Here is a 13772-nt window from a genome sequence, read left to right on the forward strand (position 1 = left end):
AGGGTTTTTATCGTCGTGTTGAAGAGTCAAATGATCTTATTGACAAACTTTTGGCAACACTTCAGAGCATTTTATTTTTTTGACTCGTTTGTAAACTTTCAGATTGTTCTGGACTAATTGCGAATTGATTTAAATAAAGGTTGAGAAGTTCTTTATTAATATTAAATTCCAGTATAATACTCTTGCCCGTAAATTTTAACCCACTCACCTGATAGCTTTTTATATCGCGGGGCAAAAGAAATAATAGCTCACCGATAAGATAATGTTGATTCTTTGACAAGATTTTATCACACTGTATTATTCTAACTAGTTTTTCAGCAAATTCTTGCAAAATAGGATGTGAATATTCAGGATAATTTATTTTTTCTGGTTTACGTGGAGGGTCAAAGAATCGTGCGGAGACTGAAAAGGAGGAAACACTTGTAAAAGGTTGTTCGTTTAGCCCGTGTCTAAATGTTTTTGCCTTGCCTGCAAGACAGGTTAAGCTAAGATCAAACAAATCATTAGTCATATGGAGTGTTTTCAAAGCACCCTTAGCTCCCCCTAACACGCTCCGTGCTGCTCCTGGCACACTAAGACTCACCTCTGAATAATACTCGATTTCTATTTTTTGGAGGGATTTGTCTAAATGTTTACGAAATTGCTCAGCCATACTTCTAGACTTATTCTCTTGTCGGTATTCATCACAAAAGAATAACTTAATAACATTGTTATCACTAAAATTTGGTATCACTAAATCCTCTGTAAAATGTGCTGCAACGTCCTCAATACCCAGCTCTTGATAAGCGTCATCATCAATTGATTGGTTACAGACTGTGTATTTACTCGTATTCATTCCATGACTCAGGATATAAATGTGGCATTGTCCCTTTTGCAAGGCTTGTTTAAGGCTTAATTGAGTATCAACTTTGCCGCTACCGTGATAAATAATAAATAGTTCTTCACCGTTTCTTTTTGATCGCTCATACCAAACATTGGCTTTTTTTTGTAAATCAAACAAAGCATCCTCAAAGGAAAAAGGAATATACAATATCTTCATAAATCAAACACTCGGCACATCTTTTTAGCTCATTGTAACCAATAATTATTAACAAAGTATTAAATTTAATTCTCTGTATTGCACGCGATTTGTCTTGAATTACCTGATGCTAAGATGTCTCATACATTGTCCATTATTTCTGCCACAAAAAAGAAAAGCTAAATGGGATAGTAAGAATTAATTTGGATTGGTCATGGGCTTGCCAATATTGTTGCTCACTGGTTCTTCATTACAGATATGGGAAAAAATCCTTAGTTTTCTCTGAGCCTGTTTTTTGTCACAAAATCTTATAATTACTTCAGATTTTTCTCTCTCATTCAACAAATTATATTTAACTAAATAATCCAATAATTGGATAATATCCTTAACAGTTATTTTCCCTTTATCCTTTCTTTCGAAATGGTAGTGACCTTCATCACTATAAGTCGCATTAATTCCTTCGTGGTACTTCAGTTTATTAGTTTCTTCCGTATCATGGTCCACTACATAAGTGAAAATACAATGTTCATCTTTATCAAGCGCCAGTGCCATCTCCATTAAATTGAGTAAATCATTAAATCCATTGTAATAAAGGGTTATATTATTTTTTTTAAAAACAAGATATTTTATACTCTCAAAAAGTTCGATAACTATATTCGTCATTATTACCTCTACATTTCCATTTCAATAATTTCGGATTATCTAATTTGAGTTATCTTTATTAATAACTCAAATTAGAGTACGGGTTTATTATTGACGTATCAGACGCAAGTTTTTATTTATAAATGAAGTCTTTTCTGTAGAACGATATGGATTAATATCCAAACCTCCCCGTCTGGTGTAGCGGCCATATACAGTCAGCTTTTCTGGTTTGCAATAATTCAGAATATCGATAAAAATTCGTTCAATGCATTGTTCATGAAATTCATTATGATTTCGATATGAAACAAGATATTTTAATAAACCTTCTCGATCAATTTTTCTTCCTTTGTAATCAATTTGTACACTTCCCCAATCTGGCTGATTCGTGACTAGACAATTTGATTTCAATAAATTGGAGTATAAGGTTTCTTCCACAACTTCATTGCTTGTAGCAAGAAATGAAGGTTCTACAAGATATACAGAACACTCTACATCAAGATGATCCAGTGACTCTCCCATTAAAGACTGATGTACCACAAACTGATCGGCTTTCTCTAATAGATAAATTTTCACCCCAACTTCTGCACCAACACGTTCTTGCAAATCTTTTTTAATCGTATTTTCCAATTCATCAACATTTTGAATTCGTGTGTTGTTGAATGAATTAAAATAAAGTTTTAATGATTTTGATTCGATTAAGTTAGGCGAGCTGCAGTCATAAAATAATTCAGCAATTGCGACCATAGGTTTGCCCTTCGCATTAAGCCAGGAAACTTCATAGTGATTCCAACAATCAAAGCCATAAAAAGGTAATTGTTTGGGATCAACTCCGATTTCCTGCCGTTTACCAGATCGCGGAATAGGGTATAACCGATCTGGATTATAGGTATCATCATATGCAGATTTTTTACCTAATTCGGATTGTTCAGCTTCAGTTTGATATTTCTGCAGAACTTGTTCATTCATTGTATTTAGCTCCAATATCTCGATAATTTTTGCAGTACTTTTCCAATTCACCGGTTGCTTCATTTCCATTTGACTCGCAATGTAAGCAAGTAAAGAAGCCGCTTCATTAATTCGCGTTGCTTTCTCAGTCAGTTCTCGTGCTTGTATCCCAATGGATGACATCACATCAAAATTTGGACTTTCTATAATTTTTTTGATGGTCGATAAGGAAAAACCCAAAAACTTTAATGTGGTAATCTGTTGTAATCGTATTAAATCCAATTCAGAATAAAGACGATAGCCACTCTCAGAACGTTTTGTTGGTTTTAATAAACCAATTTCATCATAATATTGTAATGACCTAATTGTTAATGAGGTCATTTGGCTAATCTCTTTAATTTGATAATATTTCATTCAACTTTCTCCTGAAAGCTGATTCTAAACTATCACGTAACGTGAGAGTCAATAGGTGGAATGAAAAAAACGTATACAGGGATTATATATTATGTCTAAAATTGAAGTTAGCTGGCTAAAATACATTACTGAAATTCAAGCAATTGCTCAAAATGGACTATGTTTTGCAAATAATGAATTTGACAAAGAACGCTACCTAAGACTCCGGAATATTGCTTCTGAGTTTATTGCCAGCTATTCAGATACACCACTTGCAGAGATTAAGCAGATCTTTGCGTTAGAAAAAGGGTATGCAACACCTAAAGTCGATGTACGTGCTTTTATTTTAAAAAATAAGCAAATCTTATTGGTCAAAGAACGCTCGGATGACCTCTGGACTTTACCTGGTGGATGGGCGGAAACAAATGAATCCGCATCAGAATCAGTAATCAGAGAAGCTAAAGAAGAAACAGGGTTTGATGTTTCTGTAATCAGGCTCCTTGCCTTATGGGATAAACAAAAACATGATCACCCGCTACAATGGCCACATACTTATAAATGTTTTTTTCATTGCGACATTTTGTCGGGAACAGCAAAAGAAAATCTAGAAATTTCCGAAATTGATTTTTTTGACATAAACCGCCTCCCCCCGCTTTCAACGCATCGAGTAACCCAAAAACAAATTACGCGTCTGTACGAACTTGTTTCCACTTCGAATAAAACCCTTTTTGATTAACCTGCTTGACTCTAACCTTACGTCATACAATAACCTTGGCCACAAGGAGGAAAAACGATGAAACAATGGTATGCAAAAGAGTTTAGCTTACTGACAGAAGTGTCAGTAAGAACGCTACATCATTATGACAAAATTGGTTTACTTAAACCCAGTTTACGTCAAAGCAATCGTTATCGTTTGTACTCTGAAAAGGACTTGTTAAAGCTACAACAGATTATTGCGCTGAAATTTTTTGGTTTTAAATTAGCACAAATCAAACAATTACTTGCCCACAATACCGGGGTGTTAGAACACTTCAACTTACAAGCAAAGTTTTTGCAAGAAAAAGCAGAAACACTCATGCAAGCGAGTTGTATTTTAAAGCAAGTGACTGAACACTGTAGCCGAGAGCAGTCTATTCCTTGGGAACAAATAATACAATTGATAGAGGTTTATCGTATGACACAACAACTTAAGAACTCTTGGATTAAAGAAGTATTCAATCCCAAAGAGTTAGAACAATATGCACAATTCGAAGCAAATTTAAAAACTCGATTTAACGAGAATGAGAAGAAACAGTTTGAAGATGCATGGTTTAGTTTAGTTAATGAAATTAACAATAATTTGCATCTTGATCCACAATCACCGGTTGCCATTTCCCTGGCAAAACAATGCATGGAATTAATCAATAATTTATATGGTAAGGAACATGCAAATTTACGAACCAGTAAATGGGAAAAAGGTTTTAAGAAAGGGAAAGGTCTTGAAGATCACGGACTAACAACCAAAATTGTAGACTGGCTGGATCGCGCCATAGATGCATATGGTTTAAATGTATATACGAGGTGCTCTCACAAGTGAATAAAACTGACTGTACGAAATCAGTAGCCGCTTGGAATGAACTCATGGAGAACATCTGCGGGGATTCAATTGAATTAAGAACAGCTGTTTATAACAAGATCATGGACGGTGAAGAAATAAGTAGGGAAGCAAAAGATTGGCTTAGAAAAATTTCCAAAATATAAGTTATTAACAAGCATGCTAGTACAAGTATGCTTGTTACCTTTTCTAGGGATTTCTATAGCATCACATCCGTGCAAGGGATATATAAATTAGGTATACTCTACTCCTAACTTTCGCATACAGGAGATAAAGAAATGGCACGTGGTATAAATAAAGTCATCCTAATTGGTAATGTGGGTGTTGATCCTGACGTACGTTATTTACCAAATGGAAATGCTGTAACTACCCTCTCAATTGCCACCAGCGAGGCATGGAAAGATAAAGTGTCCGGTGAAAAGCAAGAACGAACTGAATGGCACCGTGTGGTATGTTTTAACCGCTTAGGAGAGATAGCCGGCGAATATGTGCGTAAAGGATCCAAACTCTACATTGAAGGTAGTTTAAGAACCCGAAAATGGCAGGATCAGCAAGGTCAAGATAGATACACTACCGAGATTGTAGCGAATGACATTCAAATGCTAGATAGCAAAGGTACCGGCTCATCAAGTTTCGATGAGATACCGCAAGCTCAATTCGCACCCAGCAATCAAAATTCCGGAAGACCACAATCTCCTCAGGTTCCCCAAGATGCTTTTGATCAGTTGGATGACGATGTTCCGTTCTAAGTATTTATATAGATATTAAACTTAAATGTATCCTGGGTGCAGCGAAACGAAACCCAGGAAACCTGTTATTCCCAGGCTCAGTTCCCTGCATCCCTAAATTACGTGTTAATTCGTTATATGAGATACTCGTTTCTAGAGTAGTACAAGATGACTCATCATCTACATAACTAATGCAATGAGGTAATTATGGAAAAGGTGAATTTAGCTAAAAAATTTCAATTGTTCGATGAGTACTGGTCACCACGCATTGTGGGTGAATTAAATGGTCAATATGTCAAGCTTGCTAAGTTTAAAGGCGAATTTATATGGCATAGTCATCCAACAGAAGATGAGCTATTTTTAGTAGTGAAAGGAACACTTCAACTCGAACTTAGAGATAAAGTGATTACTTTAGAAGAAGGTGAGTTTTATATTGTACCCAAAGGTGTAGAACATAAACCAATAGCCAATGAAGAAGTACATGTCATTTTATTAGAACCAAAATCTACTGAGCAAACCGGAGGTCTTGAGAGTGATTTACTGGTGGATATACAACCATGGATATAAATTTTAGGAGGGACCATAAAAATTAGAACAACGATGGATGGTGGGACATAAAAGTTATAACTATTGGCAATTAGAAAGTTCACTGGGTTAAAATTTGAATATTCATATAATAAAAAACCCGCATAGGGCGGGTTTTAAAATCATAATAACAATCTTTTATTCTTCAGTCTCTTCGCTAACAGCAGGTCTGTCTAATAATTCAACTATAGCCATAGGCGCATTATCACCATCTCTAAATCCACATTTGATGATACGTACATAACCACCGGGACGCTCAACAAAACGTGGACCTAAATCTTTAAATAATTTACCAACTGCTGATTTAGATCTTAGAATATCAAACGCGTGACGACGGGTAGCTACTGAATCAACCTTTGACACAGTAATTAAAGGTTCAATGTAACGTCGCAGGTCCTTAGCTTTAGGCAAAGTTGTTTTTATTAACTCATGCTCAATCAAAGAACAACACATGTTTGCAAACATAGCCTTTCTGTGGCTACTTGTACGGCCAAAACTTCGGCCAGAATTACGGTGACGCATAACCAAAACTCCTAAACATTATTCGCCAAGATTTGCTGGCGGCCAATTCTCAAGTTTCATACCGAGCGATAATGAACGTGAAGCTAAAACATCCTTAATTTCAGTTAAAGATTTCTTACCCAAATTAGGTGTTTTTAAGAGCTCATTCTCAGTTCTTTGTACTAAATCGCCGATATAATGAATATTTTCTGCTTTCAAACAATTTGCAGATCGAACTGTTAACTCTAAATCGTCGACGGAACGTAATAGAATAGGATCAAAATCATTGCGTTCTTTATTATCAGATCGAGATTCTTCAAATTTCATATCAACAAAGGCATGAAGTTGTCTTTGAAGAATACTAGCAGAAATTCTTATTGATTCTTCAGCATCAATAGTTCCGTTAGTTTCTAATTCGATAGTTAACTTATCTAGATCAGTACGATTTTCTACACGAGCACTATCAACATAATAAGCCACTTTTTTAACTGGAGAGAAGCTATTATCAATTTTAAGCTTCCCAACAGATTTTCTTTCTACTTCATCATCGAAATGTCTAATGAATGAATCAGTACTGTGGAAACCAATTCCTCGCTCAACCTTCAATGTCATATTTAATTTGCCTTTTTCATTCAAATTAGCAATGACGAGCTCTGGATTAACAATCTCTACTCCATGAGTGAGTTGAATATCTCCAGCTGTAACCTGACAAGGACCTTGCTTATTCAATGTTACAATAGCTTCTTCACCGACTGTCATTTTTATCGCAACTAATTTCAGGTTTAACAAGATGTCGACGACATCTTCCTGCACACCTTCAATTGTGCTGTATTCATGGAGAACACCTTCAATCGAAGCTTCGGTAATTGCACTACCAGGCATTGATGATAGTAAAATACGTCTCAAAGCATTGCCGAGAGTATGACCAAAGCCACGCTCCAAAGGCTCTAAAACTATTCTAGCTTTATAGGGCGATTCTGCCTGGACCTTAAGAACATTAGGTGTCAACATTTCATTGATTTCAGTATACATTCAGCTATTTCTCCGAGCTTACTTAGAGTAAAGTTCTACAACTAAGTTTACGTTGTAGTCTGAAGATAAGTCAGTTAACGTTGGTGCTGTAGAGAATGTTCCTTTAAAAGAAGAAGTATCTACAGTAATCCAATCACATGGAGCTCTTTGTTCAGACAAAGTTAAAGCTGCTTGGATGCGACCTTGACTTCTTGCTCTTTGTCGAACCGATACAACATCACCAGGTTTTACTAAAAACGATGGGACGTTAACTATTTTATCATTAACAAGTATTGATTTATGCGTAACCAATTGACGTGCTTCAGCACGAGTAGACGCAAAACCCATACGATACACAACATTATCCAAACGTCTTTCGAGTAAAGACATTAAGTTTTCACCTGTTGCGCCTTTCATTCGAGCAGCCATTTTGTAATAGCCACGGAATTGCTTTTCAAGAACACCATATAATCTTCTAATCTTTTGTTTCTCTCTGAGCTGAATTCCATAACCATTCAGACGTGGTTTTTTATCGCCGTGTTGTCCAGGTAATTTTTCTGATTTACATTTGGACTTGTGATCACGGACACCACTTTTAAGTAATAAATCACAACCTTCACGACGTGATAGCTTACATTTTGGACCAAGATATCTAGCCATTAATTACTCCTGAGTCTTATACACGACGTTTTTTAGGTGGCTTACACCCGTTATGAGGTATACCCGTAACATCGGTAATTTCAACAATTTTAAAATCCTGTGATATTAATTCACGTATAGTGGACTCTCTTCCAGGGCCAGGACCATGAACAAATACAGCCACGGATTTCATACCGTATTCTTTTGCAACAGCAGCAGCACGCTCAGTAGCAACTTGTGCAGCATAAGGTGTACTCTTTCTTGAGCCTCTGAATCCTGAACCACCAGATGTTGCCCAACACAGCGCATTACCTTGCCTGTCAGTAAAGGTCACTATAGTATTGTTAAAAGAAGCATGTACGTGAACGATACCATCAGATACGACACGTTTTGCCTTCTTGCGTACTTTTTGTTGTTTTGACTTAGTTATTGCCATCTTACTTTCCTACATGAAAAATCAACCGGTAGTGCCCTTTCTGCGGCCTTTTCGAGTACGAGCATTAGTTTTCGTACGCTGGCCCCGCAATGGCAACCCTCTTCTGTGTCTTAGACCACGATAACATCCTAGATCCATAAGACGTTTAATGTTCATTGTCACAACACGACGCAAATCACCTTCCACTGTTATTTTTGCAATTTCTGTTCGCAAAGACTCAAGCTGAGCATCAGTTAGTTCTGATACCTTTTTAGAAGGTTCAATACCAACAGTCGAACATAATTTCAAGGATGTAGGTTTACCAATACCATATATAGCTGTTAAAGCAATCACAACATGTTTGTGATCAGGTATGTTTACTCCTGCAATACGAGCCATTAACTTCTCCGAACGTTATTTGTTCTGTCGAAAGGGACAGAAGAATACTATTTTTATAAAATTAAATCAAGCAGATATTAACCTTGCTTTTGTTTGTGTCTGGCATCTTTACAAATAACCCGTATAGTGCCACTTCTTTTAATAATCTTGCAATTGCGACAAATTCGCTTTACAGATGCTCTTACTTTCATTCCTAACTCCGATAAAAATCATAAAAGACCAGGTAATTTAGTACCTTTAAAATTAGCCTTTTTCATTAAAGAATCATATTGCTGAGTCATTAAATGAGCTTGTACCTGAGCTACAAAATCCATAATAACAACTACGATAATCAGCAAAGACGTTCCTCCGAAATAAAAAGGGACATGCCATGTATACATCAAGATCTGAGGCAAAAGACATACTAATACTAAATAAATTGCTCCGACTAAGGTCAAACGGGTCATTACACCATCAATATATTTAGTTGTTTGCTCTCCTGGTCTAATTCCAGGAATATATGCACCAGATTTTTTTAAATTATCAGCAGTATCTTTGGGGTTAAATACCAGCGCGGCATAAAAGAACGCAAAGAATATAATTGCTACTGCATACACAATTAAATATAAAGGTTGTCCAGGAGACAAAGCCATTCCCACATCAGCGAGCCAACCCAAACCTTTAGTATGAGAAAAAAACTGCGCTAAGGTTGCTGGTAGCAATATGATACTGGATGCAAAAATTGGAGGTATTACCCCAGACATATTGATCTTTAAAGGCAAATGACTGGTTTGTGCAGCATATACCTTTCTACCTTGTGTCCTTTGCGCATAATTAACTCTGATACGTCTCTGCGCACGCTCCATAAACACTACAAATCCTGTCACCACTACAACTACTACTGCTATAATGATCAAAGTTAATGCTTGCATTTGTCCTTCTTTAACTTGTTGAAGAACTGAAGCAATAGCCGTAGGCATACTCGATACAATACCCGAAAAGATAATTAGTGAAATACCATTACCAACACCTTTTTCGGTAATTTGTTCGCCTAGCCACATTAAAAACATAGTACCTGTAACCAATGTAGCAACTGCGGTGAAGTAGAATGAGAAGTCTGCTTGAAGTGCAATTTGTTGTCCAGCTAACCAACGTGCCATCCCTAAAGATTGAAACACAGAAAGCACCAAAGTTAGATATCGAGTATATTGGTTTATTTTTCTTCGTCCTGATTCACCTTCCTTTTTAAGCTGTTCCAATTTGGGAGAAACAACGGTAAAAAGCTGGAGAATAATGGATGCGGAAATGTATGGCATTATACCAATAGCAAAAACCGTAACACGCGATAAAGCACCACCAGAAAACATATTGAATAAGCCAAAGATTGTATTCTGTTGCTCGTTAAAAAAATTGGCTAATCGTGCAGGATCCAAGCCTGGAACAGGGATATGGGCTCCCAAACGATAGACTAGAATAGCAAGAACAACAAACAGTAATCTTGATTTTAGTTCAGCCAATCCTCCACGTGATTGGCTTGCATTATGTTTTTGGTTTTTCATAGTCACTCTTCTATGCTGCCGCCTAAACCTTCAATGGCCAAACGAGCTCCTTTAGTGACCCTTAAACCTTTAAGTTTGATGGCTGTAGTTAATTCACCTGATAAAATAACTTTTACATCTTTGATAGAACTATTAATGAGGCCAGCTTCACGTAAGACATTTAAATCAATTACATCAGCAGATAATTTTGCAAGTTCACTGAGACAAACTTGATCTACAGTTCTACCAACTCGTGATTTAAAGCCCATTTTTGGTAGTCTTCTTTGAATTGGCATTTGACCGCCTTCAAAGTTGATTTTATGGAAACCACCAGCTCTTGCTTTCTGACCTTTATGTCCTTTACCACTAGTTTTTCCTAACCCGGATCCTATACCACGTCCTAAGCGTCTTTTGGGACGTTTTGAACCAGGATCGGGTGATAGTGAATTTAAATTCATTATACACTCTCCTCAACCAGCAATAGGTAGTCAACTTTATTAATAAGGCCACGGATAGCTGGGGTATCATTATGTGATACACTCGAATTAGTTTTACCAAGACCTAATTGTTTTACGATAGAAATATGCTTTGGTTTTCTGCCTATAATGCTCTTAACCAAAGTTATTTTAATTTTCTTTTCCATAATTAGCCCGCCATAACTTCTTCAACAGTTTTACCACGCTTGGCCGCAACATAATCTGGGGTACCGATATTAGTTAAAGCTGCGATCGTTGCTCTTACAATATTGCTTGGATTGGTAGAACCAATACTCTTAGCTAATATATTTTGTACGCCTAGAACTTCCAATACAGCTCTCATTGCACCGCCAGCAATAATTCCAGTACCTTCACTTGCAGGCTTCATAAATACTTTAGAAGCACCGTAGTTCCAAGTAATTTCGTGGAAAATAGTTGATCCAGAAAGTGGAATATAAACCATGTTTTTCTTTGCTTGCTCCATTGCTTTCTGAATAGCAATTGGAACTTCTCTGGCCTTACCTCTACCAAAGCCAACTTTACCCTTGCCGTCACCAACAACAACAAGTACTGCAAAACCAAAAACACGGCCTCCCTTAACAACTTTAGCTGTACGATTAACCGATACTAGCTTTTCTTGGTAGCCATCTGATTTAGGTGATGATTCATCGAATGCCATAATCGTTCCTTAAAAATCCAATCCAGCTTCGCGAGCACCTTCTGCAAGGGCTTTCACTCTGCCATGATATTTATAACCAGCACGATCAAATGCAACTTGAGTAACGCCTCGCTCGCTCGCACGCTTACCAAGCATTTTACCAACTAGAGTAGCTTGTTCTACTTTACATTTACCGGTCAGACTGGCACGTAATTCTTTATCGTTAGTTGAGCATGAAGCGATTACTTTATCACCCAACTTATCTGCTTGAAGGATTTGTGAGTAAATATGCAAACCACTTCTAAAAACGACAAGTCTTGCTCTGCCTGATTTACGAATCAGTGCTTTTGCTTTTAATCCACGTCGATTACGTGAGTTGTTTTTATTCATAACTTAAACCTTATTTCTTTTTCGCTTCTTTACGAGCAATATACTCGCCAGCAAGTTTAACACCCTTACCCTTATAAGGCTCTGGTGGTCTAAATGCTCTTATCTCAGAAGCTACTTGGCCCAAAATTTGTTTATCCACACCTTTTAGCAATATTACTGTATTGCTTGGAGTTTCAACTAAAACACCTTTAGGCAAATGGTATTCAATAGGATGAGAGAAACCTAATGATAACGTAATTGATTTATCTTTAGACTGAGCTCTATAACCTACACCGACCAGTTCCAAGGTAACAACAAAACCTTCAGTTACACCCTTAACCATATTATTAACTAATGCTCTCGCCGTTCCAGCCTGAGCCCAAGCTTTAGGATCAGTTGCAGCTGGAGCAAATTCAATATGATTAGATTCTTTATTTTTAGTTACTTTAACTAACCGATTAATTTTTTGGGTTAGTGTTCCTTTAGGCCCTTTAACAGTAACCTCACCATCACCTATTGATATCTCAACATTTGCTGGTTGAACTACTGGGGCTTTTGCTACTCTAGACATATTATTCCTCGCAAGTATTAAGCCACTTCACAAATGACTTCACCACCAACGCCTTTCATCTTTGCAGATATATGGGTCATTATACCTTGTGATGTAGACAATATAGCCACACCAAAACCAGGAATAGAAGTCAAATCTTTATAAGACTTATATACTCGCAATCCAGGTCTGCTAATTCTCTTAATGAGCTCGATAACAGGTCTGCCATGATAATATTTCAGCTTTATCGTCATCAATTTAAGATTATTATCTAGTGATTCAACTAAGAAGTTTTCGATATAACCTTCTTCCTTTAAAACTCGAGCAATTTCTTCTTTCAACTTAGAAGAAGTTAAAGTTATTTGCTGATGTTTTGCTTGTTGACCATTTCTAATTCGGGTCAGCATATCAGCAACTGGATCATGCATACTCACAATCGTTCTCCAATTAAAAAATTACCAGCTAGATTTTCTTCCGCCTGGTATATTACCAACCATTAGTTGTTGTCTTAAGCAAATTCTGCAAAGAGCAAATTTACGATAAACACCATGTGGGCGACCACATTGCTGACATCGTGTTTTAAAACGAACAGGATTTGAATTAACAGGCATTTTGGCTAACTTTAACTGACTATCCATAATTACCTGAAAATCATCAGATGATTTAATCAATATTTTTAATTCGTTTCTACGCTTACTGTATTTATCTACAAGCTTGCTACGCTTTAACTCTCTCATAAGCATTGATTTTTTTGCCACAATTTCACCCTTATTTTTTATCTCTATCTTTCAATGGAAGGTTAAAGGCTTCTAATAAAGCTTTAGCTTCTTCATTTGTCTTAGCACTCGTTGTAATACAAATATCTAAACCACGAATACCATCTGTTTTATCGTAATCAATTTCTGGGAATACGATTTGCTCATGTATACCCATACTATAATTACCAGTTCCATCAAAAGATTTAGGATTTAAACCACGAAAATCTCTTACGCGCGGTAAAGTTACGGAAATCAATCGGTCTAAAAACTCATACATACGTTGACGTCTTAGAGTTACTTTACAGCCTATTGGCCATCCTTCCCTAATCTTAAAACCAGCAATAGATTTTCTTGCTTTAGTAACAACCGGCTTTTGTCCAGCGATTAAAGTCATGTCTTCAACAGCGTGGTTCATTACCTTTTTATCACCAACAGCTTCGCCAACACCCATGTTTAAGGTGATTTTTAGCAACTTTGGAACTTCCATAACGCTGGAATAGTTGAACCGTTTCATCATCATAGGGATGATTTCTTTTCTATAAAATTCATTAAGTCTTGCCATTTGAATCACCTA

Annotated in this window: 23 protein-coding genes and 1 pseudogene; 5 read left to right on the plus strand and 19 right to left on the minus strand. The window is 36.7% G+C overall.

Annotation, left to right across the window (positions count from 1 at the left end; translation table 11 throughout):
- Positions 1-61 precede the first annotated feature (61 nt).
- From ACWTE2_RS16190 to ACWTE2_RS16205, 4 genes and pseudogenes are all read right to left on the minus strand, one after another.
- Positions 62-1039: a hypothetical protein gene (locus tag ACWTE2_RS16190; protein ID WP_454786148.1), complete on the minus strand. Its 978-nt coding sequence runs from the start codon at positions 1037-1039 to the stop codon at positions 62-64.
- A 177-nt stretch (positions 1040-1216) separates the two neighbouring features.
- The gene (locus tag ACWTE2_RS16195) at positions 1217-1681 is read right to left on the minus strand and encodes a hypothetical protein (RefSeq protein ID WP_454786149.1); all 465 of its coding nucleotides are present in this window, start codon (positions 1679-1681) and stop codon (positions 1217-1219) included.
- Positions 1682-1768: 87 nt separating this feature from the next.
- The gene (gene queF / locus ACWTE2_RS16200; protein WP_454786164.1) at positions 1769-2626 is read right to left on the minus strand and encodes an NADPH-dependent 7-cyano-7-deazaguanine reductase QueF; all 858 of its coding nucleotides are present in this window, start codon (positions 2624-2626) and stop codon (positions 1769-1771) included.
- A gap of 240 nt (positions 2627-2866) precedes the next feature.
- Positions 2867-3019: pseudogene (locus ACWTE2_RS16205) on the minus strand (MerR family DNA-binding transcriptional regulator); the annotation flags it as partial.
- 91 nt (positions 3020-3110) lie between these two features.
- On the opposite strand from ACWTE2_RS16205, the gene ACWTE2_RS16210 reads away from it, so the two are divergent.
- The 5 genes from ACWTE2_RS16210 (at position 3111) to ACWTE2_RS16230 (ending at position 5887) form a co-directional block, all read left to right on the plus strand.
- Positions 3111-3734: an NUDIX hydrolase gene (locus ACWTE2_RS16210; RefSeq protein WP_454786150.1), complete on the plus strand. Its 624-nt coding sequence runs from the start codon at positions 3111-3113 to the stop codon at positions 3732-3734.
- Positions 3735-3791: 57 nt separating this feature from the next.
- On the plus strand, positions 3792-4574 hold the full coding sequence (locus tag ACWTE2_RS16215) for a MerR family transcriptional regulator (RefSeq protein WP_454786151.1): 783 nt from the start codon (positions 3792-3794) through the stop codon (positions 4572-4574).
- Positions 4571-4738: a hypothetical protein gene (locus tag ACWTE2_RS16220; RefSeq protein ID WP_454786152.1), complete on the plus strand. Its 168-nt coding sequence runs from the start codon at positions 4571-4573 to the stop codon at positions 4736-4738. Before ACWTE2_RS16215 ends, ACWTE2_RS16220 begins: the two co-directional genes overlap by 4 nt.
- Before the next feature lie 132 nt (positions 4739-4870).
- Positions 4871-5341 carry a single-stranded DNA-binding protein gene (gene ssb / locus ACWTE2_RS16225; RefSeq protein ID WP_454786153.1) on the plus strand — a complete coding sequence of 157 codons (471 nt, stop codon included), beginning with the start codon at positions 4871-4873 and terminating at the stop codon, positions 5339-5341.
- 186 nt (positions 5342-5527) lie between these two features.
- The gene (locus ACWTE2_RS16230) at positions 5528-5887 is read left to right on the plus strand and encodes a cupin domain-containing protein (RefSeq protein WP_454786154.1); all 360 of its coding nucleotides are present in this window, start codon (positions 5528-5530) and stop codon (positions 5885-5887) included.
- A gap of 156 nt (positions 5888-6043) precedes the next feature.
- Here ACWTE2_RS16230 and rplQ read toward each other — a convergent pair whose 3' ends face one another.
- From rplQ to rplE, 15 genes are all read right to left on the minus strand, one after another.
- Entirely contained in the window at positions 6044-6427 is a 384-nt protein-coding gene (gene rplQ / locus ACWTE2_RS16235) for a 50S ribosomal protein L17 (protein ID WP_182391648.1), read from the minus strand.
- An 18-nt stretch (positions 6428-6445) separates the two neighbouring features.
- Positions 6446-7438, minus strand: a complete 993-nt coding sequence (locus ACWTE2_RS16240) for a DNA-directed RNA polymerase subunit alpha (protein ID WP_182391649.1) — start codon at positions 7436-7438, stop codon at positions 6446-6448.
- Between the two features lie 18 nt (positions 7439-7456).
- Positions 7457-8077 carry a 30S ribosomal protein S4 gene (rpsD, locus tag ACWTE2_RS16245; protein WP_182391650.1) on the minus strand — a complete coding sequence of 207 codons (621 nt, stop codon included), beginning with the start codon at positions 8075-8077 and terminating at the stop codon, positions 7457-7459.
- Between the two features lie 16 nt (positions 8078-8093).
- The gene (gene rpsK / locus ACWTE2_RS16250; RefSeq protein WP_003633055.1) at positions 8094-8492 is read right to left on the minus strand and encodes a 30S ribosomal protein S11; all 399 of its coding nucleotides are present in this window, start codon (positions 8490-8492) and stop codon (positions 8094-8096) included.
- 21 nt (positions 8493-8513) lie between these two features.
- On the minus strand, positions 8514-8870 hold the full coding sequence (gene rpsM, locus ACWTE2_RS16255; RefSeq protein ID WP_182391651.1) for a 30S ribosomal protein S13: 357 nt from the start codon (positions 8868-8870) through the stop codon (positions 8514-8516).
- A 77-nt stretch (positions 8871-8947) separates the two neighbouring features.
- The gene (gene rpmJ, locus ACWTE2_RS16260; RefSeq protein WP_010946099.1) at positions 8948-9061 is read right to left on the minus strand and encodes a 50S ribosomal protein L36; all 114 of its coding nucleotides are present in this window, start codon (positions 9059-9061) and stop codon (positions 8948-8950) included.
- Between the two features lie 18 nt (positions 9062-9079).
- Complete coding sequence (secY, locus tag ACWTE2_RS16265) at positions 9080-10408, minus strand: preprotein translocase subunit SecY (protein ID WP_182391652.1); 1329 nt, start codon at positions 10406-10408, stop codon at positions 9080-9082.
- A 2-nt stretch (positions 10409-10410) separates the two neighbouring features.
- Positions 10411-10845 carry a 50S ribosomal protein L15 gene (rplO, locus tag ACWTE2_RS16270; RefSeq protein ID WP_182391653.1) on the minus strand — a complete coding sequence of 145 codons (435 nt, stop codon included), beginning with the start codon at positions 10843-10845 and terminating at the stop codon, positions 10411-10413.
- Entirely contained in the window at positions 10845-11030 is a 186-nt protein-coding gene (gene rpmD, locus ACWTE2_RS16275; protein ID WP_019233377.1) for a 50S ribosomal protein L30, read from the minus strand. The genes rplO and rpmD overlap by 1 nt, the downstream gene beginning before the upstream one ends.
- Positions 11031-11032: 2 nt before the next feature.
- Positions 11033-11542, minus strand: a complete 510-nt coding sequence (gene rpsE, locus ACWTE2_RS16280) for a 30S ribosomal protein S5 (protein WP_010654817.1) — start codon at positions 11540-11542, stop codon at positions 11033-11035.
- Positions 11543-11551: 9 nt separating this feature from the next.
- Positions 11552-11911 carry a 50S ribosomal protein L18 gene (gene rplR, locus ACWTE2_RS16285; RefSeq protein WP_182391654.1) on the minus strand — a complete coding sequence of 120 codons (360 nt, stop codon included), beginning with the start codon at positions 11909-11911 and terminating at the stop codon, positions 11552-11554.
- Between the two features lie 10 nt (positions 11912-11921).
- On the minus strand, positions 11922-12461 hold the full coding sequence (gene rplF / locus ACWTE2_RS16290) for a 50S ribosomal protein L6 (RefSeq protein ID WP_182391655.1): 540 nt from the start codon (positions 12459-12461) through the stop codon (positions 11922-11924).
- Positions 12462-12478: 17 nt separating this feature from the next.
- On the minus strand, positions 12479-12868 hold the full coding sequence (gene rpsH, locus ACWTE2_RS16295) for a 30S ribosomal protein S8 (protein WP_220471027.1): 390 nt from the start codon (positions 12866-12868) through the stop codon (positions 12479-12481).
- Positions 12869-12895: 27 nt separating this feature from the next.
- Positions 12896-13198 carry a 30S ribosomal protein S14 gene (rpsN, locus tag ACWTE2_RS16300; protein ID WP_182391657.1) on the minus strand — a complete coding sequence of 101 codons (303 nt, stop codon included), beginning with the start codon at positions 13196-13198 and terminating at the stop codon, positions 12896-12898.
- A 10-nt stretch (positions 13199-13208) separates the two neighbouring features.
- The gene (gene rplE, locus ACWTE2_RS16305; protein WP_182391658.1) at positions 13209-13760 is read right to left on the minus strand and encodes a 50S ribosomal protein L5; all 552 of its coding nucleotides are present in this window, start codon (positions 13758-13760) and stop codon (positions 13209-13211) included.
- Positions 13761-13772: the final 12 nt, after the last annotated feature.

Source organism: Legionella nigrisilvae, assembly GCF_977063395.2.